The sequence below is a fragment of the Escherichia sp. MOD1-EC7003 genome, assembly GCF_002965065.1.
Taxonomy (GTDB): Bacteria; Pseudomonadota; Gammaproteobacteria; order Enterobacterales; family Enterobacteriaceae; genus Escherichia.
On the sequence record NZ_PTRE01000154.1, the window covers coordinates 1 to 22973 of the forward strand.

23 protein-coding genes, 1 tRNA gene and 3 pseudogenes are annotated in these 22973 nt (G+C 50.9%); 14 read left to right on the plus strand and 13 right to left on the minus strand.

Translation table 11 applies throughout. The annotated features are described in order from the left end of the window. From A7090_RS21775 to A7090_RS26050, 3 genes and pseudogenes are all read right to left on the minus strand, one after another. Positions 1–533, minus strand: a 533-nt coding sequence (locus A7090_RS21775; protein ID WP_198599603.1) for an IS256 family transposase, incomplete at its 3' end; no start/stop codon positions are given. A gap of 71 nt (positions 534–604) precedes the next feature. Then, a pseudogene (locus tag A7090_RS21780) lies at positions 605–958 on the minus strand (tyrosine-type recombinase/integrase); the annotation flags it as partial. Continuing rightward, positions 952–1251, minus strand: coding sequence for a hypothetical protein (locus tag A7090_RS26050; RefSeq protein ID WP_157941491.1), 300 nt, complete (start codon positions 1249–1251; stop codon positions 952–954). The pseudogene A7090_RS21780 and the gene A7090_RS26050, both read right to left, overlap by 7 nt. Before the next feature lie 823 nt (positions 1252–2074). On the opposite strand from A7090_RS26050, the gene A7090_RS21785 reads away from it, so the two are divergent. The 3 genes and pseudogenes from A7090_RS21785 to dkgB all read left to right on the plus strand — a co-directional run. Beyond that, entirely contained in the window at positions 2075–2536 is a 462-nt protein-coding gene (locus A7090_RS21785; protein ID WP_105275485.1) for a DUF3828 domain-containing protein, read from the plus strand. A 200-nt stretch (positions 2537–2736) separates the two neighbouring features. Next, a complete protein-coding gene (locus A7090_RS27165; RefSeq protein WP_446718733.1) occupies positions 2737–3000 on the plus strand; it encodes a DUF6708 domain-containing protein in 264 nt (87 codons plus the stop codon). After that, positions 2970–3177 (plus strand): annotated as a pseudogene (gene dkgB / locus A7090_RS21790) (2,5-didehydrogluconate reductase DkgB); the annotation flags it as partial. The gene A7090_RS27165 and the pseudogene dkgB, both read left to right, overlap by 31 nt. Here the strand turns inward: dkgB and yafC are convergent. Next, positions 3174–4088 carry a DNA-binding transcriptional regulator YafC gene (gene yafC / locus A7090_RS21795; RefSeq protein WP_105275486.1) on the minus strand — a complete coding sequence of 305 codons (915 nt, stop codon included), beginning with the start codon at positions 4086–4088 and terminating at the stop codon, positions 3174–3176. The pseudogene dkgB and the gene yafC sit on opposite strands and share 4 nt — an antisense overlap. A gap of 239 nt (positions 4089–4327) precedes the next feature. Between yafC and A7090_RS21800 the strand changes: the two genes are divergently transcribed. Then, positions 4328–5128, plus strand: a complete 801-nt coding sequence (locus A7090_RS21800; protein WP_105275487.1) for an endonuclease/exonuclease/phosphatase family protein — start codon at positions 4328–4330, stop codon at positions 5126–5128. 57 nt (positions 5129–5185) lie between these two features. Beyond that, a pseudogene (locus A7090_RS21805) lies at positions 5186–5424 on the plus strand (SAM-dependent methyltransferase); the annotation flags it as partial. A 47-nt stretch (positions 5425–5471) separates the two neighbouring features. On the opposite strand, the gene mltD reads toward A7090_RS21805, so the two are convergent. Together mltD and gloB are read right to left on the minus strand one after the other, a co-directional pair. Continuing rightward, entirely contained in the window at positions 5472–6830 is a 1359-nt protein-coding gene (mltD, locus tag A7090_RS21810) for a murein transglycosylase D (RefSeq protein WP_105275488.1), read from the minus strand. Between the two features lie 71 nt (positions 6831–6901). Then, positions 6902–7657, minus strand: coding sequence for a hydroxyacylglutathione hydrolase (gene gloB / locus A7090_RS21815; RefSeq protein ID WP_105275489.1), 756 nt, complete (start codon positions 7655–7657; stop codon positions 6902–6904). Positions 7658–7690: 33 nt separating this feature from the next. Between gloB and A7090_RS21820 the strand changes: the two genes are divergently transcribed. Continuing rightward, complete coding sequence (locus tag A7090_RS21820; RefSeq protein WP_105275490.1) at positions 7691–8413, plus strand: class I SAM-dependent methyltransferase; 723 nt, start codon at positions 7691–7693, stop codon at positions 8411–8413. Here the strand turns inward: A7090_RS21820 and rnhA are convergent. Beyond that, complete coding sequence (gene rnhA, locus A7090_RS21825; RefSeq protein ID WP_000917883.1) at positions 8410–8877, minus strand: ribonuclease HI; 468 nt, start codon at positions 8875–8877, stop codon at positions 8410–8412. The two genes, A7090_RS21820 and rnhA, sit on opposite strands and share 4 nt — an antisense overlap. A gap of 64 nt (positions 8878–8941) precedes the next feature. Between rnhA and dnaQ the strand changes: the two genes are divergently transcribed. Continuing rightward, positions 8942–9673 (plus strand): DNA polymerase III subunit epsilon, encoded by a 732-nt coding sequence (dnaQ, locus tag A7090_RS21830; RefSeq protein ID WP_105275502.1) that lies wholly within the window; start codon positions 8942–8944, stop codon positions 9671–9673. Between the two features lie 133 nt (positions 9674–9806). Further along, positions 9807–9883 (plus strand) — tRNA-Asp (locus tag A7090_RS21835). Positions 9884–10012: 129 nt separating this feature from the next. Here A7090_RS21835 and A7090_RS21840 read toward each other — a convergent pair. From A7090_RS21840 to tagK, 6 genes are read right to left on the minus strand one after another with little or no spacing between them, the layout of a single operon-like run. Next, positions 10013–11059, minus strand: a complete 1047-nt coding sequence (locus tag A7090_RS21840) for a type VI secretion system protein TssA (RefSeq protein ID WP_105275491.1) — start codon at positions 11057–11059, stop codon at positions 10013–10015. Positions 11060–11069: 10 nt separating this feature from the next. Then, a complete protein-coding gene (tssG, locus tag A7090_RS21845; protein ID WP_105275492.1) occupies positions 11070–12065 on the minus strand; it encodes a type VI secretion system baseplate subunit TssG in 996 nt (331 codons plus the stop codon). Further along, positions 12062–13945, minus strand: coding sequence for a type VI secretion system baseplate subunit TssF (tssF, locus tag A7090_RS21850; protein WP_105275493.1), 1884 nt, complete (start codon positions 13943–13945; stop codon positions 12062–12064). Before tssF ends, tssG begins: the two co-directional genes overlap by 4 nt. A gap of 15 nt (positions 13946–13960) precedes the next feature. Continuing rightward, positions 13961–14455 carry a type VI secretion system baseplate subunit TssE gene (tssE, locus tag A7090_RS21855; protein ID WP_105275494.1) on the minus strand — a complete coding sequence of 165 codons (495 nt, stop codon included), beginning with the start codon at positions 14453–14455 and terminating at the stop codon, positions 13961–13963. Continuing rightward, entirely contained in the window at positions 14452–15282 is an 831-nt protein-coding gene (locus A7090_RS21860) for a type VI secretion system accessory protein TagJ (RefSeq protein ID WP_105275495.1), read from the minus strand. The genes tssE and A7090_RS21860 overlap by 4 nt, the downstream gene beginning before the upstream one ends. Next, complete coding sequence (gene tagK / locus A7090_RS21865; protein ID WP_105275496.1) at positions 15269–16183, minus strand: type VI secretion system-associated protein TagK; 915 nt, start codon at positions 16181–16183, stop codon at positions 15269–15271. Before tagK ends, A7090_RS21860 begins: the two co-directional genes overlap by 14 nt. A 330-nt stretch (positions 16184–16513) precedes the next feature. On the opposite strand from tagK, the gene tssH reads away from it, so the two are divergent. The 6 genes from tssH (at position 16514) to A7090_RS21895 (ending at position 22620) form a co-directional block, all read left to right on the plus strand. After that, positions 16514–19147, plus strand: coding sequence for a type VI secretion system ATPase TssH (tssH, locus tag A7090_RS21870; RefSeq protein ID WP_105275497.1), 2634 nt, complete (start codon positions 16514–16516; stop codon positions 19145–19147). A gap of 12 nt (positions 19148–19159) precedes the next feature. Further along, positions 19160–19723: a peptidoglycan-binding domain-containing protein gene (locus A7090_RS21875; RefSeq protein ID WP_105275498.1), complete on the plus strand. Its 564-nt coding sequence runs from the start codon at positions 19160–19162 to the stop codon at positions 19721–19723. Between the two features lie 2 nt (positions 19724–19725). Next, positions 19726–20016 (plus strand): hypothetical protein, encoded by a 291-nt coding sequence (locus A7090_RS21880; RefSeq protein WP_105275499.1) that lies wholly within the window; start codon positions 19726–19728, stop codon positions 20014–20016. A gap of 61 nt (positions 20017–20077) precedes the next feature. Further along, entirely contained in the window at positions 20078–20623 is a 546-nt protein-coding gene (gene tssB / locus A7090_RS21885; protein ID WP_105275500.1) for a type VI secretion system contractile sheath small subunit, read from the plus strand. A 24-nt stretch (positions 20624–20647) separates the two neighbouring features. Further along, entirely contained in the window at positions 20648–22162 is a 1515-nt protein-coding gene (gene tssC / locus A7090_RS21890; protein WP_198599604.1) for a type VI secretion system contractile sheath large subunit, read from the plus strand. A gap of 95 nt (positions 22163–22257) precedes the next feature. Continuing rightward, positions 22258–22620 (plus strand): BPSL0067 family protein, encoded by a 363-nt coding sequence (locus tag A7090_RS21895; protein WP_105275501.1) that lies wholly within the window; start codon positions 22258–22260, stop codon positions 22618–22620. Positions 22621–22973: the final 353 nt, after the last annotated feature.

Here is a 22973-nt window from a genome sequence, read left to right on the forward strand (position 1 = left end):
ACGCTGCCATTCTGACGGACTTTGACGACAATGCAGTCCATATAAACAATGGGATACAGTGCATCCAGCTGTCGGTTTTGCCACTCAGTGACCTGCTCTTTTACGGCGTCGGTGACTTTAGATATCAGCGTGGGCGATACATCCGCGTCGTACATTTCTTTGAACGTGGCGACGATTTCGCGCGTGGTCATACCTTTGGCGTACAGAGATAAAATCTGGCTGTCCATCTGCGTAATACGCGTCTGGTTCTTCTTAATCAACTGAGGTTCAAAGGTATTTTCACGATCACGCGGCGTGTTCAGCTCAATCTCGCCGTCATCGCAAAGCAGCGTTTTTGACGAGTAGCCATTGCGGGTATTAGAGCCTTTTTTAGGCGCATTTTTCTCATACCCGAGATGGTCAGTCAGCTCTGCATTGAGCGCCGTTTCGACGGTCAGCTTAGTCAGCATACGGGAAAACTGGTTAAGATCAGCTTCGGTTTTAAGGCCCTTAGCCAGTTCAGCCGCCAGCGCTTTGAGTTTATTTTCGTCCATAATTTGCCTGTCTCCGGTGTTGGAGTGAACATATCAAAAACAGGCAGATACACAATTTAAATTACAGTCTCCCACTGCATAATTTCGATCCGTTCCTCCAGATATTCAGCCTTGTGAATATACGCCGCGTGGACGCTGTTGGTTTCCTGGTGGCTTATTTGCTTTTCAATAGCCGATTTGCTCCATAATCCCAATTCACTGAGCACACTGCACGCCATCGCCCGGACGCTGTGCCCGCAGACATCCTTTTTGGTGTCATATCCCATCACCCGCAGCGCCTTGTTAACGGTGTTGTCGCCCATGCCCTTGTCCTGATCGTACTTACCGGGAAAAATAAGCGGCAGATGCCCGGAGAGTGCTTTGATCTGCTTCAGAATCGCAATCGTCTGATCCGACAATGGCACAATATGCTGGATCTTCAGCTTTGTGCTAGGGTGAGAGAACTACTGTGGGTGGAAGCAACATGCACCTGCCGCTGGCGGAGCTGACGGCTTTGTTTCCGGGCGAACGCAGGCTTCGGTACGAAAGGCGCGTAACCGGCTGAAAAATGGACAATCCGTTGCAGAAAAATAATCAGCCAGAGGGAACGAGATTTTCTTCCTTTATACACCCGTTGAGCGGCCTGGCGAAAATGCCTGCTGGTCCGTCCTCCGGTTCTGAACAGAAACAGCAGATTATCACTTGCCCCGCTGAAGACATTTTCGGTGGCTGGTGCCATTCTGTCAGTTCAGCGTCAGCCAGGATTTCAGTACAATATAATTTTCTGATGAGCTTAAAAAAGCGGCTTCGCCAGACGGGCTGTAAGCGGATTAACTGACTCAGGGTATATGTTTATTCGTCTTTTAAGTAAGTGGCTCCATAATGCGATACAGGCGATTTCCATGGCGTTGTGCAAAAATGAGTCAATAAGCCGTTGCTGTGGAGCCGGATTCAGACTGTCACCGACAAAGAGATTCAAAAGATGGCCGGATTGCACGATGTTGTCAGACAGTAAGTTTTGTGTCATGTGTATATAAGGAAGCGTGGCTGATTATGGTGGACACGGCATAGTGTCCAGACGGGTGTCAGCAATGCCTGCGGCGTCTAAAAATTACGCGGTTAAACAGTGTAAAGAAGGATATAGCTTGCAGATTTTGAAATTGGGCCTATACTTAGGCCCACAGTGAAAGCAGTCACGGCGGTGTTGTTTTATTTTTTAGACGTTTAGAGCTTAAATTCTGGCTCCGTCCGTTCCGCCACTTATTAAGAAGCCTCGAGTTAATCCTCGAGGTTTTTTTCGTCTGGATTTCTATTATTGCCAAAATCGCAAAAATCCTCGTAAACGCCCAGCCATCTCACATTGAATGCGCGCAGCGGTTCATTCACGCTTGTCTCACTGATTTTCCCTCCGGAGATAATGCATGAACAACGTTATTCCTCCCCCGCTTTCGGCCCGCGTTTCCCTTGATGATGCACGCCATTACGTTCAGCTGTGGCGGTAGATCCGGGGATACCGGGTAAAGGTTACTCTCAATAACAGACTGAACAGGAAAAATGACAGAATGCGTAATGTTAATTGCATGTGGGTATTATTTTTTGTCACACTTTTTCACATATCCTCTGGTATGGCTACGGAAAAATTATCACCAGAGCAGGTGGTTAAAAATTTTTATACTGAACATGGTCGGATGCTGGAACCACCAGGTTTATCCGCAGAAGAAGAAAATGAGGTAATGACCCGGTATATTGATGCGGAAAGACTTAGAGTGAATCAAGAAGAGTATATTAAAAATGAGGGGGCAGGAGTTGAATATTATAATAAGTTTCAGGATTATTGTCCAGAATGGTTGAAATATATTGATGTTTCTCCTGCGATAATTTCTGGTATTCATGCCAGAACTACACTGGCTCTTGGAATAAAAGGTCATGAGACCAGGTATTCTATACGTTTAAATAATAAATCAGGCGACTGGAAAATTGATACGGTAGAATTGATTGGCGCTGTTAATGGAAATTGCCATTGAGAAGAAAATTTAATCAATTTAATGTCGCCAGAGATTGCTATTTCATTTTAATTCTATCTATTATTGCTAATATGTTTGTTGGCATGCTGGAGTTTATCCTGTCATTTTCTTTTATAGTGTTTTTGTTGAAATTGTTTTATTCGAACCCCGTGGAGCACCAGTACGATTTAACCGTAAGCGACAAAAGTGTATGTTTATGAATATCAGCGCAGTGGAAACGTTGGGCAGTGAATATTAAAGTATTTTACTGGGGACATCGAATTTATTGTGCAGCCTGTAAGCCGGGTACGATTGAAGTTGTGGAGCGGTTTATTCTTACCTGGACCATAGGCAGTATTTTTCAGGCTTACGGCTTATGGAGCCACTGTTGTCACTATATGGAAGTAAGACCCGTACCTAAAAATCCGCTATGGATAGATCCCCCCCGAAACCAGCTAGACACAATGCGACCCCGGCACAAGTGATTCTGGTGTGGGCTATGGGGGAAGGTTATTCTTTATTCTACTAAACATGAAAACCTGAAAAATAACCTTAAGGCACAAAATTTACAGCTTGATGCCGAAGATAAAAAAGCGATCGCCACACTGGATTGCAACGACCGCCTGGTTAGCCCGGAAGGTCTGGCTCCTGAATGGGACTAAGCCTCTCTGACAGCTCCTCCGGGAGCTGTTTTTACATGCTCGCTAAGGAAATCAATAAAGGCACGGATGCGCGTACTTACCGCACGGTCGCTATAATAGACTGCACTGAATGGCATTTTCACTGGCAACACTTTATCTGCCATTAACTCCACCAATTCTCCGCGAGCGATTTCTCTGTCGATCATATAGTCGGACAAACACGCAATCCCGTTGCCACTCAGGCAAAGTTGTTTCAGCGTTTCCCCGCTATTGGACGACAAACCGTACTTCACCTCATGTAATTGTCCATCACTACAGGCTATCGGCCAGGTATTGAGGGAAGCGGGTTCAGTGAATCCCAGGCAAACATGTTGCTTTAAATCGTCGATCGTTTCTGGCTTTCCGTAGTGGGAAATATAATCGGGGGAGGCAATAATTTTTCGATAACTGTTAAATAACGGCCTGGCGCGTAAGCTGGAATCCGTTAACGTACCAGCGCGAATCGCGACATCCACTTTTCTTTCGATCAAATTAATAATCGTTTCGGAGGAGACTAGCGATAATGTGACTTCCGGATAGCGTTCACGAAAAGGCTTAATCAACGGCATTAGGAAGTGCAGCACCACTGGAGTAGCGGCATCTACCCGCAACAGTCCACGCGGTGTGTTACGCGTCTCCATAATTTCTGATTCTGCCGCTGCCATCTCCTGCAAAATTGACTGTACGCGACGAAAATAACGCTCGCCTTCTTCCGTCAGGCTAAGTTGTCGCGTGGTCCGATTAAGCAGGCTAACGCCAAGTTTCATCTCCAGCTTTTTCACCGCCCTGCTTATTGCTGAGTTTGCTTGCCCTAATTGTTCTGCTGCCCGGCTAAAGCTGCCGCTTTCGACGACCGAAACAAAAATGGCGAGTTCTTCCGACGTGGCTCTCATTTTTGCTCCTGTTGCAAAATAGAAGAGATATTTTGAATTTATTTGTCATTAAATCATCAGAATACGTGATATGTCATCCGATTTAATATTCTCAATAATGAGCAAAATTCTGACCGGTGTAAGCACTTGCTTACATGACAATATACAATTGCTCGTTGAAAGAGTGAGCTAAAATCCCTATAACAGTAGAATCCTCCCGAGTGTGGAGGGTTGACGTAATAGAGGTTTCAAAGTCAAAAGTGCGAAAAAACACCTATGCCATGCGCTATGTTGCCGGACAACCTGCGGAAAGGATCTTACCGCCGGGGTCTTTTGCGAGCATCGGCCAGGCATTACCACCCGGAGAACCGTTAAGTACCGAAGAGCGTATTCGGATCCTGGTGTGGAACATTTACAAACAGCAACGCGCTGAATGGTTGTCGGTATTAAAGAATTACGGCAAAGATGCGCATCTGGTGTTATTGCAGGAAGCGCAAACAACGCCAGAGTTGGTGCAGTTTGCGACCGCTAACTATCTTGCCGCCGATCAGGTGCCCGCTTTCGTGCTGCCACAACATCCTTCCGGCGTAATGACTCTTTCGGCGGCGCATCCAGTGTATTGCTGCCCGTTACGTGAACGAGAACCCATTTTGCGTCTGGCGAAGTCGGCATTGGTGACGGTTTATCCATTACCTGACACCCGCCTGTTGATGGTGGTTAATATACACGCCGTCAATTTCAGTCTGGGCGTGGATGTCTATAGTAAGCAGTTACTTCCTATTGGTGATCAGATAGCTCACCACAGCGGCCCGGTCATTATGGCGGGTGATTTCAATGCCTGGAGCCGTAGACGGATGAACGCGTTATATCGCTTTGCGCGGGAAATGTCGCTGCGCCAGGTGCGTTTTACCGATGATCAGCGCCGTCGGGCGTTTGGTCGCCCGCTCGATTTTGTTTTCTACCGTGGTCTGAACGTCAACGAAGCTTCTGTACTGGTGACGCGCGCTTCCGATCACAATCCGCTACTCGTTGAATTCAGTCCCGGCAAGCCTGATAAATAAGGTATGTCAGGTCTGCCACAGGGCAGACCAACGTTTGGCGCTGCCCTTTTATACTCAAACTACGCCAGCGGTGAATGGTTGACGTTAATCAATGAAGCCAATCTGATAGTTGATCATTTAATCACGGATAAGTTATCGCTGGAATTTTCTTCATGGGTCGCGAGAATGCGTACGCCAGAAGCGTTAGTAGACGCTATTCGAGCGCATCGACAGAGGTGAAAACGTATTTTGCCTTGCAGAATGATGGCTCATTCAGCAGTGACATCATCATGATAGAAGCACATAAAGCGGCATAAATAAAAAAGGCACCGGGGGAATCGGTGCCTTTTTGTTATCTGGTTTGTCAGGACTCTGGCATGTTGTTGTTTTTCACAAACAACGTCAGCTTATCGCCTGGTTGCAGATTTGCAGTGTCGCTGTTCCAGCGCATCACATCTTTGATGTTCACGCCGTGGCGTTTAGCAATGCTTGAAAGCGAATCGCCTTTACGCACACGATACGTAATGCTATCGCTGTTGTTTGCCAACCGCTGTGCGCTACTACCTGCGCCAATTGTCAGACTTTGGCCTGGTTTAAGCTTAGAGCCGCGCAGTTTGTTCCACTGCTGCAAATCTTTGGTGCTTACGCCGAGACGTGAAGCGATGCTTGAAAGTGTGTCGCCAGAGCGTACGGTGTAAACGCGGCTGTTAAGCGGCGTATTGTCGGCAACCAGTGTCGACTGTACAGCAGCAATTTCGCCGGAAGCCAGAGATTCACGCAGCTGATTTGCATGCTTCTTTGGCACCATCACGTACTGTGGACCACTTGCGCCCAGCGTGGAGCCTTTCACGCCAGCGTTGAATGTCTTCAGCTTGCTGACGGAAATCCCCGTCACATCTGCAACCTTCGCCATTTCAACCGGGCTACTCAGGTGCACACGCGCCAGAGCTCGGCTTTCATCGGTCGTTGGCAGACGTACGCCATAACGCTTGCTGTTTTTGAGAATATCACTCAATGCCAGCATCTTAGGCACGTACTGCTTCGTTTCCTGCGGCAACGGTAACGACCAGAAGTCCGTGGATTTCCCACGCGCTTTGTTCGTTTTAATTGCCTTCATGACCCGGCCTTCGCCGCTGTTATAAGCCGCTACGGTCAGAAGCCAGTCACCGTCAAACATCTTGTTCAGACGCTGCATCATGTTCAGCGCGGCTGTTGTTGAAGCAACAACATCGCGACGCGCGTCATAATTGCGGGTCTGTTTCAAACCATAATTGCGCCCCGTGCTCGGAATGATCTGCCAGATACCTGCGGCATTGGCGCCAGACGTTGCGTGAGGATCAAAAGCGCTCTCCACTATGGGTAGTAGTACCAGTTCCATAGGCATGTTACGTTTTTTAACTTGCCCGGCTATCCAGTACATATACGGCTCTGCCCGTAAAGTTACATCGTGGAGATAGCTCTTATTGCGTAAATATTTCTGTTTCTGTTCGCGAATCCGGTCATTTTCCGGAATTCCCATCTTTAGCTCGTCGCCAATGAAAGCCCACAAGTCACCATCTGGCGCGATAGACGTCCCATCGTCCATCCATCGTGCCTGACTTGTAAACTTTGCTGCTTCCCCTTGACCAGCTGCAGAAAGGCTCTGTGCGTGCTGTTGAACGTTGCCGGTACTCTGGCAACCCACGAGCAGGACAGAGGCGAGTAATATCGCTTTTGCCTTCATGTGTGTGTCAATAGTTGCTTAAAAGACGACCGATCATAACGATGAACGGAGCCGATGACAAGAAAGTTTTATCAGAACCTATCTTTCTTTGACCTTAACCATGCAAAACGCTCTTCAGGTTGTTGCAATAATGTTTCTTCATTAATTACGTTAATTAAATCAATATCTTCCGTTCTTAAAAAAACATTAATTTGCCGCTCATTTTTCAGAATTACGGGTAGTGTTATTTGATTTTTTGCCCGTAACTCCTTAACTTTACGATAATAATCATTTATGGACAAATCGTGCGGCAGAATACTCAGAGAAAACTTCATATTTGATAACGTATATTCATGCGCACAACATACCAATGTATCGTCAGGTAACGCACATAACCTTTTAAGTGATTGATACATTTGGGATGGCGTCCCTTCAAATAACCGACCACAGCCACCAGAAAACAGCGTGTCGCCGCAAAATAGATAAGGGTTACTGAAGTAACAGATATGTCCCAAAGTGTGACCCGGTGTGGCAATTACACTAAATTCATGCCCCAAAACGAAGGCAGTTTCGCCATCTTTGACTACCTGTGTTGTTCCCTTATCTTGTGTCTCTTGTGGACCATACACCACAATTTGCGGAAATTTTTCCACCAGTTCTTTTACGCCGCCAACATGATCGTGGTGATGGTGGGTGAGAAAAATGGCCTCCGGTTGCCAGTTATTGGCGGCAATGGCTTTTAATACCGGCTCAGCGTCTCCGGGATCGACAATCAGGCAGCGACCTGCTTCATCATTCAAAACCCAGATGTAATTGTCATCAAAGGCGGGAATACTGTTAAGATTCATAGATTACCTCTCAGTGTGAAACGGAAGGTTGTGATGAAACCAGCAAGAGTCCCTCAAACTGTCGTGGCTCCTGATTGCTGGGGCGATTTGCCCTGGGGAGAGCTTTATCGCAAGGCGCTGGAGCGTCAGCTCAACCCGTGGCTCACTAAAATGTATGGTTTTCATCTGCTTAAAATTGGCAATTTAAGCGCAGAAATCAATTGCGAAGCGTGCGCGGTTTCTCATCAAGTGAATGTTTCTGCGCAAGGAATGCCCGTCCAGGTGCAGGCAGACCCACTTCATCTTCCTTTTGCCGATAAATCCGTTGATGTTTGTTTGCTGGCACATACATTGCCGTGGTGCACCGATCCGCATCGTTTATTGCGTGAAGCCGATCGGGTATTGATTGATGATGGCTGGCTGGTCATTAGTGGCTTCAACCCCATCAGTTTAATGGGATTACGCAAACTTGTGCCGGTATTGCGAAAAACATCGCCCTATAACAGCCGGATGTTTACTCTGATGCGGCAACTGGACTGGCTCTCTTTGTTGAATTTTGAAGTGCTACACGCCAGCCGTTTCCACGTTCTCCCGTGGAACAAACACGGTGGGAAACTATTGAATGCGCATATTCCTGCGCTTGGTTGCTTACAACTTATTGTTGCCCGGAAACGGACTATTCCTTTAACGCTAAATCCGATGAAACAGAGCAAAAACAAGCCACGAATTCGCCAGGCAGTTGGTGCCACCCGGCAATGTCGTAAACCACAGGTTTAAACTTCGACTTGATAGCCTGTATCTTCCAGTGTGGGATTCATCGCCGCGGCACGGGCCAGTTCATCACAACGTTCGTTTTCTGGATGACCGGCATGGCCTTTAACCCATTCCCATTTGATTTGATGCTGCCCCAACGCCGCATCAAGACGTTGCCAGAGATCGACATTTTTTACTGGTTTTTTGTCTGCTGTTTTCCAGCCACGTTTTTTCCAGTTATGGATCCACTGGGTGATACCCTGGCGAACATACTGGCTGTCGGTACTCAAAATGACTTCGCAATGTTCTTTTAACGCCTCCAGAGCGACAATAGCGGCCATCAACTCCATACGGTTGTTGGTGGTGCGGGTGTAGCCTGCGCTAAAGGTTTTCTCGCGTCCGCGATAGCGTAAAATAGCGCCGTAACCCCCTGGTCCTGGATTACCCAGACACGAGCCATCGGTGAAAATTTCTACCTGTTTAAGCATCTCTGGTAGACTTCCTGTAATTGAATCGAACTGTAAAACGACAAGTCTGACATAAATGACCGCTATGAGCACTGCAATTACACGCCAGATCGTTCTCGATACCGAAACCACCGGTATGAACCAGATTGGTGCGCACTATGAAGGCCACAAGATCATTGAGATTGGTGCTGTTGAAGTGGTGAACCGTCGCCTGACGGGCAATAACTTCCATGTTTATCTCAAACCCGATCGGCTGGTGGATCCGGAAGCCTTTGGCGTACATGGTATTGCCGATGAATTTTTGCTCGATAAGCCCACGTTTGCCGAAGTAGCCGATGAGTTCATGGACTATATCCGCGGTGCAGAACTGGTGATCCATAACGCAGCGTTCGATATCGGCTTTATGGACTACGAGTTTTCGTTGCTCAAGCGCGATATTCCGAAGACCAATACCTTCTGTAAGGTCACCGATAGCCTTGCGGTGGCGAGGAAAATGTTTCCCGGTAAGCGCAACAGCCTCGATGCGTTATGCGCCCGCTACGAAATAGATAACAGTAAACGAACGCTGCACGGGGCATTACTCGATGCCCAGATCCTTGCAGAAGTTTATCTGGCGATGACCGGTGGTCAAACGTCGATGGCTTTTGCGATGGAAGGAGAGACACAACAGCAACAAGGTGAAGCAACAATTCAGCGTATTGTGCGTCAGGCAAGTAAGTTACGCGTTGTTTATGCGACAGATGAAGAGCTTGCTGCGCATGAAGCCCGTCTCGATCTGGTGCAAAAGAAGGGGGGAAGCTGCCTCTGGCGGGCGTAATTATTTGTGAAAGGCGATCAAAAATAGCGATTTGGGCGATTTTTACAGCAAACGATTCAAAAGATAAGAAAAACCATTGACGAAAGGTGAGGCAATCCGTAGTATTCGTCTCGTTCCTAACGGAACACAACGCGGAGCGGTAGTTCAGTCGGTTAGAATACCTGCCTGTCACGCAGGGGGTCGCGGGTTCGAGTCCCGTCCGTTCCGCCAATATTCAGAAGGCCCGAGTCAGTAATGATTCGGGCCTTCGTCGTTTAGGCGAAGAGAGGTTTTTTCACCTCGAAAGTAAACGGATGTGATTAAAAAATGGCCAGGCGTTATAAATTCTGGCCACTTCTGTTACTCCCGTGCATCCCATTTTTCCAGCAATTCTGCTGGAATTTCATTTATTACCTCCGAGAAGCGTTTTCCGACCAGGCGTTCTGCCTGGCGCAGCAAAGGAATGGTCGGGCTGCTCGGTTCGCTGTGCTCAAACCAGCGACGGATGACACGCAGGAGTTCCAGCGCGTCGTTCCGGTCGCGGATCTGCTGGGGTTCTGCGCTGGACATCGGTGATATTTCCACCGCGATATGTACCGGTAGCGCAACCTGCTCTGACGGCATCTGTTCCGTATGATCGATGGCGGCGCTCTCCGGCTGTTCAGCCAGAGGTTGTGGCGGGATCTCCGGTGTGGTGCTCTGCACAGCTCCCAGCAACAGTGCCAGTAGCTGTGTCAGTCGCGAAAAGTCCGGTGCCTGCTCATTCAGCGTTTCACGCGCATGGCGTTGCAGCCGCTCAGTGGTCTCTGCGGCCTGGCGAAAGGCGTCCAGCGGCAGTGCGCCGCGTGCTTCCAGGTCGGCCAGTTGCTGGCGTACCGATTCTGGTGCCAGCGCATCCACCGGGCGTGATGCAGACAGCGAACGCTCCACATCCCGTACCTGAAGGCGCATGGCCGCATTGTTTGACAGTGTAATGCCACGAATATCTGCCATTACGCCTTCGTGGTCCAGCAACGCCGCTAGAGCGTTACTGCGTGCCACTGCAGCATCTTCGGCGGTGATATCTTCAGTCGCGAGCAGTTGAGGGTGGATGGCGTACGGGTACGTGGCGCACAAATTTCCCAGCAGCGTGAGCGCCTCTGCCAGTCCTCTGGCCCCGGCACGCTGGATACGGCAGCGCAGCAGGACAACCAGAATGCGGATATCTTTACTGCGCGTCAGCAGACGGCGGGCATCCCTCTCAAGCTCTGCCCAGTTAATGGTTTCCGGCGTACTGACAAAATCGCCATATTGCGCTTCTTCACGCGGTGCAGCGCGGGTGAACAGTAGCAGGGATTCCGGATCGTACTCCAGATCCTCGCCACAGGGGCATGCCGCCGAAATTGGATTAGACAGGGATGTATCCATAAAATTATCCTTAGTGCGCCAGATAGTGTTCAGGTTCGAAAATCATGCCCGTCACCGGGTTGTCGTGCATGGCTTGACCCGCCCATGCAGTCCAGCCCAGTTGGTTCGGACCACCGGTAACAGCCGGAGAGGCGGCGTGGGGCTTTAGCTGTAGCTCAATTTCCCAACAGTATTCAAAACCGCTAAAGGCGCGGACCAGTTCTATTAGAGCTGGCAGGTTATTGCCGTCAGGCAGAAAACGTTGGTAATCCTCCAGCGTTAGTGGGCCGATAACCAGCCGGAACTTATACTGCATGTCCGGCACGGCCTGACCGATGAGTGCACCGTTGCCAATAACGGAAGAGGGGGCAGGCATCCCCAGCCGGGTGCTCTCATCTTCTGCTACGGCTATCCAGTGCAGGACATACTCCTGTATCCGGAAAGGTACACCGAAATAGTGCGCCAGCGTGGTGAGCAGACCGTCCGGATTGCGGGACTCACGTACCAGATGGGCCGATGCCGCCAGTCGAGCGTGATCCGGCAACGGGCTTTCGGTGCTCTCCCGCAAATCCTGCCCGCTGAGGCTGGCGACATAAAAGGCAAAGCGGTCATGTTCCGGTTTATCCAGACCTCCCCCAGCGGATTGGGCGCTGCGCCATGCCTGGTAAAACTGCGTCAGCCAGCGGTGATGAAAAAGATCGGAAAAATGGGTTAGCGTCGGGTCACGTCGGCTTTCAGTCCGGTTGCGCGCCAGTTCGGTGTAGTGCAGTGGCAGTGGACCGTTCGGTCCCCACAGCCCGAGGCTGTACAGACTGATGTGTAGGCGTCTTTCCTGCCAGCTCACACTGGCGATTTCCCGTGGCGCAAATGTCAGCGCGGGCGTTTGTCCGAGGCGAAATTTCTCCATCCGTGGTTGCCAGGTGTTGCCCGCCGGAACGGTACATAACTGCACATCCACGCGGCGCATCAGGTTCAGAAAACCGTAACGCCAGGGGCTTTCCTGCGCCTGAGAGAAATCGCCGCTCATACGCTTCCTCGCTGTCCGGTCCTGACAGGCCAGGTCATAATTTTGCCGCGCTGCATGCTGTGCAGCGTCATCTGCGAGAAGGTATTAATGGAAACATGACGGGCGATATAGTGTTCCAGCACCAGACCGAGCAGATACGGACTGATGCCGGAAAAACCTTCTTCATCCACCGTCAGTTCACAACTGACGCCACGCCCATAGACCAGCAGCCCGGAACCGGGCAGACGGCGGGTGACTGGGGTCGTTTTGCAACCAATCAGGCTGCGCACCTGGCGCGATTGCGGACTGTCATGTGCCGGAATAAACAGATTCAGCAGATCTCGCAGCGCCTGGCCGCCGGTACGGTGATCCAGATCGGCCAGTGGCAGATAATTAAAAGATAACTGACGGATCAACCGCCAGGCCATCTCACGTTCAGCCAGCGGGGGCAGCGGCGGGCGTGGCGGGCGGATAAGCCCTACGCTCGCCACCGGGATTGCCGCATCCACAGTCAGATCGTCCCGACCATTACGTGCAATAAGACAGGGCAGATCGCGGTTGGTGACCATGGCTGTGATAGTGATATGGCGCAGATTTTCCGGGTACGGCGCTTCATACTGGTCAACCAGCGACAGGAACACTTCCGAGCCCGTATAGGGGGTGCGGGTACCGTAACGGCGGGCGTTTTCCGACAACCGGCGCGGCTCCCGGCGCAGGGAAAAATAGCGGCCGTGATTGCCTTCATCGTTATTGCGGGTGTGGTAGAGCGGGCGAAAGGTCATCTTCCGTGTGGTGTCGGTTTCCAGTCCTTCCACTTCCTGGACCGAGAACACCTCATAATCCAGAGGATGGGTTCTGTCTACGACCAGGTGCTGTTCCGTTGTGCGGTGCGTGACGTCGATCCGGGCGGTGACGCGCGGAAACAGGTTGATTACCGGCGTACAGAACAGGCTGAGCTGTGCCGCATTTGTCTGGTGGATTAGCCAGTCTGGTGGCAGGCGGTTCAGCAGGATAACAATCTCTGCCACGCCGCCGTCAATTTTCTGTAACCCGGCAGACAGGCCTGTCGGGGTGAAAAAATAGAAGCGTTCCGGACAGGCAAAATATTCATGTAGCAGGTTATGGCCGTGAAACACGTTCCACCCCAGCGGCAACAGTCCCTGATCCGGCTCAAGACCTTCGTACATAACAGGCTGTTTCAGATTCACATCCAGTGCGGCGTCAAAATGCCCCGGAATGCCAGCCAGGGTCGCGATGGCGCTGGTGTGCAGCAGTTCAAACAGGTGTGAGGCCGTGCGCTCCTCGCCGCAGAGATAGAGCGGTAGCCTGTCCAGCCCGGCAAGCTGGCTGAACGTCAGCTCACCGAAGGTGCGCAGGGTAATGCGCAGCGCCCCGGCGACGTGAATGTTGGCTGGCAGGTAGCGGTGCAGGGCAGGCATATCCGGCGGCGCAGCGGTCAGTCGCGCCTCTTCGATGGCGAGCGGCCACAGCGTTACATCCTGGCTGCTGCGGAACTGGCAGGCTGTACTTTCGCCTTCCGGAATGGCAGAAAAAAAGGCCGTGTCGCGCGGGACGGTAAATCCCTTCACCAGATCGCCCTCTTCCGTATCGGGATGCAACTGCGCCACGCTCATTGAGGCTGTGGGTGTGACGTAATTGGGGCTGACCACCTCCAGCAGGCGCTGGGTGAAGCGGGGAAACTCGGCGTCAATTTTTAGCTGTGTGCGGGCGGTCAGGAAGCTGAAGGCTTCAATCATCCGCTCCACATACGGATCGGCAATATTCGTTCCCTGCATGCCTAGCCGGGCGGCGACTTTGGGATGACGGGCGGCAAATTCGCCTCCCATTTCCCGCAGGTAGCTCAGTTCGCGGTTGTAGTATTCCAGTAGCCGTGGATCCATCGGTTTCTCTCTGCATTAAAAAAACGTAATGCGGCTCTGTTCCATATCCAGCGCGCTGCGTACCCGGAATTCCGTCGGGTAGGGCTGAGTGAGGATCTCGCCGCGAATTTCAAACTGTAATGTGTTATGGCCGCTCTGGTAGTGCTCATCCTGAAGTGGGATGATTTGCAGAGTGGACGCTTTCAGGCGGGGTTCAAACCGGGTGATGGTCCGCAAAATTGCCCTGCGGATATCGTCCCACTTGTGCTCATACAGAAAGCTGCCTGCCAGTGGCGGCAGGCCGTAGTTCAGTACGGACGCTGCCGCGTGAGAGTAACGTGCAGCATCAATATCATCTTCATGGCTGACGGTGTTGAGCAGGAATGACAAATCCCGGAGGATGATCTCCTTAAGCTGTACCGGACTGACGCTGATATCATGGTCGCGTTTCTGGTTTGGGGCGTCATCGCACAGGCGATCAAACAGCGTGGGTAGCAGGTGGCTGGTCGGACGCTGACGGGAGGCACTCACGCGTCGCTTCCTTCAGCGGTGTTAAAGGTACAGGTGGACAAATCCAGCAGGCTGATATCGCCGTGACTGGTGAGCCACACCCTCTGACCCAGCGCCTGTACCAATGTCTCTCCCGGCCCGTCCTGCCAAACCGTTGCCCGGCACAGGCGCAGGGAGTCGGCAGCCTTTTCTGAGCCGCTGTAGCGCGGAAAGAGCCATGCGCTGAGAGTGTCGCCATTGTTCAGGGTGATGTTGATGGGTTTCCAGATCAAATCGGTCAAACGCGCAGGTAGCGGTGATTTCAGCGAGCGGATTTGTGAAAATGGCAGCCAGATATATACCCCGCCCGCAATCACTTCGAGTACTGGTCCGGTGCGGGAATCACTGTCGCTAACCCAGTCAAATGCGCCGCCGCTCCACTGCCCGGAAGTGTCTGTTATAGCCTCCAGCGCGTGGCTGCGGTTGGCATCAGCTTCTTGCGCTTCATTACGGGCGTTACAGGCGAGGGCGGCCAGCAAGTCCTCCATCCAGGCGGGTGGCGGGAGAATAAAACCAGGCCGCTGTTCCCCTTGAAAGCAGGCGTGGCGGTATATCTCACAGCGGATCAACTCGCCATATATCTGTGCCTCGCGGGTATAATTTGCGTCCATCCGGGCGCACAGCTGGATCTGTTGCAGCGCCCGCGACCAGTCACCTGTTACACACAACAACTGAAACAGACTGTGGCGGCGTGAAGCCAGCGCCGGGGCCATTCTCACCTGCTGCTCCGCTATCTGAATGCCCTCCACCACGGAATAATCTCGCAGCAGCGCCGACAGGGTAGCCGGTAGCACGTTATTGTGTGTCATGAGAGATATCTCCATGTTGTGCCGGGTTTATCCGGTAATGGCTGTCAATGCCGATGATGCTATGCTCTTTGCGTGTCAGATCGGGCAGAACGGTTTTATGCGCTATTTCCGGCGCGCATTCTGGGGATAGCAGGTGCAGGATATCAGGGGGCGTCTTTTCGGCAGTCCAGGCGCTTTCCCCTTCGCCGGTGGCGTCCAGAACATCGAGAATAGCGTCAATGCTTAACCCACCAGTGACCATCTCCTGCAATGTCTCTGCTTCGGTGACCAGATCACGCAATGAATTCAGATCCTGCGAGGAGGGCTCTTCGTTAAAGGGAAAAGGATCAGCATGGCGATGAAGATCTTGTTCAGGAGATAACAACGCCTCGCGGTATTCCTGATAAAGTCGGGTCAGGGCATTTTCTTTTTCAGCATCTTCTGCGGTGGAGGAGGCCCCATGAACAGGAATGATATCGAATGGATTTTGTGATGTCAGATGCTGCTGCCTGAACCAATCCAGATCCAGATATTCGGTTATTGTTTCCGACGTGGTTGCAGTCTGCGATGTCGTTTTTACTGCGCTTAGGTCCGGAGATGATGGATTGCCATGCACAAGGCACCATGAAGATAATCCCCAATCTATCAGGTCGCCTTCGTTCAGACGCATACGGTGATGCGGTTCCACAATCTGGTCGTTTACCGTACAGCAATAATCGGTAGACTGATTGATAATCCACCATGCTTCTTCGTGGCGGGTCAGACTGAGGGCAATCTTTACATCATCATTCACCTCAAAAACAGGAGTCCAGGGAGAAGTAACGGTGAAGATAATTTGTGTTCCTTCAGTCGCGTAAATTGTGTTATCGGCGATCCCGTGCGCCTGTATTTCTTGTAGTCCCCACGTAATGTTTGATTTCATTATGTATCGCTGTATAGAGTGTTTTTTCAAAAGAATAAGTATTCTAAATTTTAGATAAGCAATGCTGATCAATTTGCTTTATCAATATAAGTTCTCGCAGAAATATATAGTGGCGATTTTCAGTGCAATACATTCATGGAATATATGAAGTTGGCTTACTCTATTGAATTTCACCATGAAAACGATACTAACTGCTATATTACATTGTGTTCTGTGATATGCATCATTGTTTCATTCTGCCTTTTTGATAATTCTATTAATTAGCGGTTTTAATCGATACAGTTATGTTTATGTATCATTTATATGTTCTTACATCATCAGGTGTAACCGATGGACACTCCTGTTTCGCGCAGTGCGCTATATGGAAAGCTAACCAAATCTTTGTTTAGATCTTTGGAATCTGCGACAACGTTCTGTAAATTACGCGCTAATCCTTATGTCGAACTGACACATTGGTTGCATCAGCTAATACAACAGCCAGAGAATGACATTCACAATGTGCTTCGACATTATCAAATAACATCTGCTGATGTTGAGAAGGCGTTAATTCAGCAATTGAATATATTACCTGCTGGAGCGAGTGTAATTAACGACTTTTCCCATCATATCGATCTTTCTGTTGAAAAAGCCTGGCTGTTGGCAAGTATCCGCTTTGGCGATCAAAAAATTCGTAGTGGCTGGTTATTACTTGCCTGGTTAACCACACCAGAATTGTATCGGGTGTTAAAAAATATCTGTGCGCCATTGGCAGGGCTACCGGTAGATGAACTATTAGATATCCTTCCGTCTTTAATCACGTCATCTCCTGAAATAACAGAAATGCCTTATGACGGCTCGGATTTAAATTTTGCAGTACCGGGGGAAGCCAGCCAGGTCTTTGCCGGCGAATCAACCGGAGGCAAATCCGCGCTGGCAAAATATTGCCAGGACATGACTGCCCTGGCCCGTGAAGGCGGTATCGATCCGGTCACTGGTCGCGAACACGAAATTCGCACTATGACGGATATTCTGTTGCGCCGTCGCCAGAATAACCCGCTGCTCACCGGCGAGGCGGGTGTCGGGAAAACGGCAGTGGTGGAAGGGTTTGCGCTGGCGATTGCGCAGGGGGAAGTGCCGCCTTCACTGCGTAACGTGCGGCTGCTGGCGCTGGACGTCGGGGCGCTGCTGGCCGGGGCGTCCATGAAGGGGGAATTTGAATCCCGGCTGAAAGCCCTGCTGGAAGAGGCCGGACGTTCACCGCAGCCGGTTATTTTATTTGTCGATGAAGTCCACACGCTGGTGGGGGCGGGTGGTACATCCGGTACGGGCGACGCCGCCAACCTGCTGAAACCCGCGCTGGCGCGCGGCACGTTACGTACCATCGGCGCGACAACCTGGAGCGAGTACAAACGCCATATTGAAAAAGATCCGGCGCTGACCCGGCGTTTTCAGGTGCTACAGGTGCCAGAGCCGGAAGAAGCTGCCGCCGTGGAGATGGTGCGTGGCCTGGTGGAAACACTGGAGAACCACCACAACGTACTCATCCTTGATGACGCTGTTCGTGCCGCCGTGCAGCTTTCTCACCGCTATATTCCGGCCCGGCAGCTACCGGACAAGGCCATCAGCCTGCTGGATACAGCGTCGGCCCGCGTGGCGCTGTCGCTGCATACCCCGCCTGCGAATGTCCAGTATCTGCGTCAGCAGCTCAACGCCGCCGAACTGGAGCAGGAACTGTTGGTAAAGCAGGAAAAAATGGGTATCCGCGCAGAGCGGGGCGATGTACTGGCGGCGCGGATTGTCTCACTGAAAGAATCGCTGTCTGATGCGGATGCACGCTGGCAGCAGGAACTCGAACTGGTTCACCGATTACAGGAGCAGCGTGCCGCAGAGCCTGGCGAGCGTGATGAAGCCATGCTGCAACAGTCGGAAACCGCATTAAGACGCTGGCAGGGCGAAAATCCCGCAGTGTTCCCGGAAGTCAGCGCGGCAGTGGTGGCCGCGATTGTCTCCGACTGGACCGGCATTCCTGCTGGTCGCATGGTGAAGGATGAAGCCAGCCAGATCCTGGAGTTGCCCACCCGTCTGGCGCAGCGTGTTACCGGGCAGATGGATGCGCTGGCGCAGATTAGCGAGCGTATCCAGACCGCGCGGGCAGGTTTAGGCGATCCGCGTAAACCGGTGGGCGTCTTTTTGCTGGCCGGGCCGTCCGGTGTCGGCAAAACAGAAACCGCGCTGGCGCTGGCAGAGGCTATCTACGGCGGTGAGCAGAATCTGATCACCATTAATATGTCGGAGTTTCAGGAATCTCACACGGTTTCCACGCTGAAGGGGGCACCACCCGGCTACGTGGGCTATGGCGAAGGTGGCGTGCTGACGGAAGCGGTACGCCGCCACCCCTGGAGCGTGGTGCTGCTCGACGAGATTGAAAAAGCCCATCATGACGTCCACGAGTTGTTCTACCAGGTGTTCGATAAAGGCGCGATGGAGGATGGCGAAGGCGTCCACATCGATTTCAAAAATACAACGTTGTTGTTAACCACTAACGCGGGGGCAGAGCTTATCAGCCAACTCTGTGAGGATCCGGCGCTGATGCCTGATTCGGCGGGGTTAAAAGAGGCGTTAATGCCAGAGTTACGCAAACACTTCCCAGCTGCTTTTTTAGGGCGAGTCACGGTTATCCCTTATTTGCCGTTGGATGAGACGGCGCGTGGCGTTATTACCAGTCTGCATCTCAAAAGGCTGAAGGAGCGGATGGCAGAGCAGCATGGGGTTTCACTGATGTATGGTGATGAACTGATTACGCACATTGTGGGGCGCAGCCCGATGCACGAAACCGGGGCGCGCCTGCTGATTGGTTATATCGAGCAGCATATTCTGCCGCGCCTGTCCCGTTACTGGTTGCAGGCGATGACAGAGAAAACGGCCATCACGCAAATCCACATTCGTGTTAACGACGACGAACAGATTATTTTTGAAACGGATTAATGGAGCATCCTTATGGCAAAAGAATTAAGTGGCGCACAGTGGGTCAGTCGCTTTCCGGGAAGTTCTTCCACCAATGATTTACAGGGGACTTTTCGTGCATCGGTGGATAATTTTTTGCGTGCTCTTGGCAATGCGCGTGCAAGGGTAAGTATTTCTGCAACGTATCGCCCACCCGCCAGGGCATATCTGATGCACTGGTCATGGTCAATTGTTCATGGAACCGTTCAGGCAAAAGATATTCCAGCTATGGAAGGGGTGGATATTGAGTGGGTACACCCGACAGCACAGGCCTCGCTTCAGGCGGCGCAAGCGATGGTCACGGCTTACGGTATGGATAATCTGAATGTTGCACCTGCACTGAGTTCCAACCATACACGCGGTACTGCGATAGATATGGATATCAGCTGGAGCGGTACATTAACGATTGCGGGAAGCAATGGTCAGAATGTTGCAATTAATACACTGCCTCGTACCGGGATGAATACCCAGCTTCAGGCGGTAGGTCTGGGCTACGGTGTCAAAAAGTTTGTCGGCGGAAATACAGATAAACCCCACTGGTCAATTGATGGACATTAAGTATGACATTTCGTTATCCGCTGTTGTTGACATCCCTGTTAATGATGTTCGCTTTCAGTGTTCAGGGGGAACCTCCTTTACCACAGGATGTGCAGCGTTTTCTGAGTAATGCAGACATGTGCCAGCATCTGGCTAGTGAATGGGACAGTTCTTTACCGGAACAGGATAAAAGAGACATTGAAAAAGGCGTTGATACCTGGTGCCCTCCGGCGAAGAAATCACTTCCTGTGCTGCGGGAAAAGTACAAAGAAAACAAAGAGATTATAAAAATACTCTCTGCGTATGATTTTTAAACTGTACCGTCGAACCACACCCCTGGTGGTCGCCGGCTGACTGATAAGGAAATGAAGGATTATGGCTATCAACAACAGCGCGCAGAAGTTTATTGCCCGCAACCGCGCGCCCCGCGTGCAGATTGAGTATGACGTTGAGATTTACGGCTCCGAGAAAAAAATTGAACTGCCGTTTGTTATGGCGGTGCTGGCCGATCTGGCCGGTAAACCGCGCGAAGAACTACCACCAGTCACCGATCGTAAATTCCTTGATATTGATATCGACAATTTCAACGAGCGGATGAAAGCCATCGCGCCGCGCGTGGCATTTGCCGTCCCCAATACGCTGACCGGCGAAGGGCAGTTAATGGTCGATATGACACTGGAAAATATGGACGATTTTTCTCCGGCGCAGATTGCTCGCAAGGTCGATGCCCTGAACCAACTGCTGGAAGCTCGTACTCAGCTTGCCAACCTACAAACCTATATGGATGGTAAAGCAGGAGCAGAAAATCTGATTAATAAACTCTTACAAGACCCGACTTTATTGAAAGCTTTGGCCAGTACGCCAAAACCTGTCGCTCAACAGGAAAGTGTTTTATCTGGTGAAACGGGAACAGCAGACTAACTGCGATTTTATTAAGGAACTTTCATGGTAAACGATACTCTTCTGGCGACAGGCGATCTCTCTGCTGCGCAAACCACTGCCTGTCAGGAAACGGAATTTGATTCCCTGCTGGATAAGGCCTTCCGTCCCAAGACACCTCAGGCAGCAAAGGCTGTTGAGGCGGCAGTTCAGACGCTGGCCCAACAGGCTCTGACGAATACAGTCACCGTCAGTGACGATGCTTATAAAAGTATTGCTGCAATTATTGAGCAGATCGATTTCAAATTAACTGAGCAGATCAAGCTAATCCTGAGTCATCCAGAATTTCAGAAACTGGAATCCTCCTGGCGTGGGATGGAACATTTGGTTTACAACACTGAAACCGATGAAAAATTAAAAATCCGCTTTATGAATCTTTCAAAGGATGAATTGCGGAAAAATATGAAGCGTTACAAAGGGATCGCGTGGGATCAAAGCCCCATGTTCAAAAAGCTGTATGAGGCCGAATATGGGCAGTTAGGTGGAGAACCTTACGGTTGTATTATTGCGGATTATTATTTTGATCACACCCCACCAGACGTGGATCTGCTCGGCTCCATTGCTAAAGTGGCAGCCTCAGCCCATGCGCCGTTTATTGCCGGGGCATCTCCGTCAGTGTTGCAGATGGACTCCTGGCAGGAACTGGCTAACCCGCGTGATCTGACCAAAATTGTGACCCAAAACCTCGAATACGCACCGTGGAACTCGCTGCGAAAAAGTGAGGATTCTCGCTACATTGGCCTGACGATGCCGCGTTTTCTCTCCCGTTTGCCTTATGGTGCGAAAACAAACCCTGTCGATGAGTTTGATTTTGAAGAAGATGCAGATGGCGCAGACCATAGCAAGTATGTCTGGAGCAACGCTGCTTATGCGATGGGGGTAAATATCAACCGCTCTTTCAAACATTACGGTTGGTGTACGCTGATCCGTGGTGTGGAATCCGGCGGCGCGGTGGAAAATCTGCCCTGTCATACCTTCCCGACCGACGATGGCGGCGTGGATATGAAATGCCCGACAGAAATAGCCATCTCTGATCGTCGCGAAGCTGAACTGGCGAAAAATGGTTTTATCCCGCTGATCCACCGTAAAAACTCCGATTACGCTGCCTTTATTGGCGCACAGTCGCTGCAAAAACCACAGGAATATTACGATCCGGACGCCACGGCCAACGCCAATCTTTCTGCCCGTCTGCCGTATCTGTTCGCCTGCTCGCGTTTTGCGCATTTTCTCAAATGCATCGTGCGCGACAAGATCGGCTCGTTCAAAGAGCGTGAAGATATGCAGCGTTGGCTCAATGAGTGGATCATGAACTACGTCGATGCCGATCCGGTGAACTCCTCGCAGGAAACCAAGGCCCGTCGCCCGCTGGCGGCGGCTGAAGTGGTGGTGGAAGAGGTGGAAGGTAATCCGGGTTATTACGATGCCAAATTCTTCCTGCGCCCGCATTTCCAGCTTGAGGGATTAACGGGGTCGTTGCGTCTGGTCACAAAACTGCCGTCAGTAAAACAGGGTAACGCCTGATTTTTATGAATATTTTAATGAGGGGCGCCAGATAATATTCAGGGGGAGATATGGCATATGTTTATGGCCTGGTAGATTCATTGTAGGGCACTGAAATGGTAGGAATGGCGGGAGCAGGAGACAGAAAGGAATGTGTGTTCTTAGTTCAGGTATATGCACATGTAGGGCATACCGGAACGTGGAAGCAGGGTCGGAAAGTTTTCGGAGACAAAACGATCCCCAGAGGAACAGCAATTGCGACTTTTGTGAATGGGAAATATCCACCGAGGGAAAATGATCATAAACATGCTGCATTTTATCTCGAACAAGATGATTCGTATATTTATGTTATGGATCAATGGACTGGTAAAGCCTCGAATGTATCTGCGTGCAAAATTTCCAGAAAAGGTGGGATACGCAGTGATGGAACATATCCTGATGCCAGTAATAACGCTCAAGCATTTTATGTTATTGAGTAGAGGATAGATTCAATGGGGACACGTCTTATTTTTTCTCTGTTATTGGGCTGCATATTTTTTTATTCACAATTTGTTGCAGCGTGGGAAGTTAGTTGCCCCGTATTTGTCAATATAAAATCCTCAACGACAGTACTGGAGTCGGATGTACCTGAATCGTGGCAGGGGTCTTCCCGCTATGAACCCCGTCTGTGGCTGGATGGTGGTAAGCGTACAGCCTGAACCGTCTGGTCAGAATCTGACGAATTAGACAAAGTGGTGTCCACCAAATAAGTAGTGGGAACCAAAGTGTCAGAGTAACCGGCTCATTTAAACCGTCTGGTCTGTTTCCTCCGGCTCTACAAAAATAATGTCCA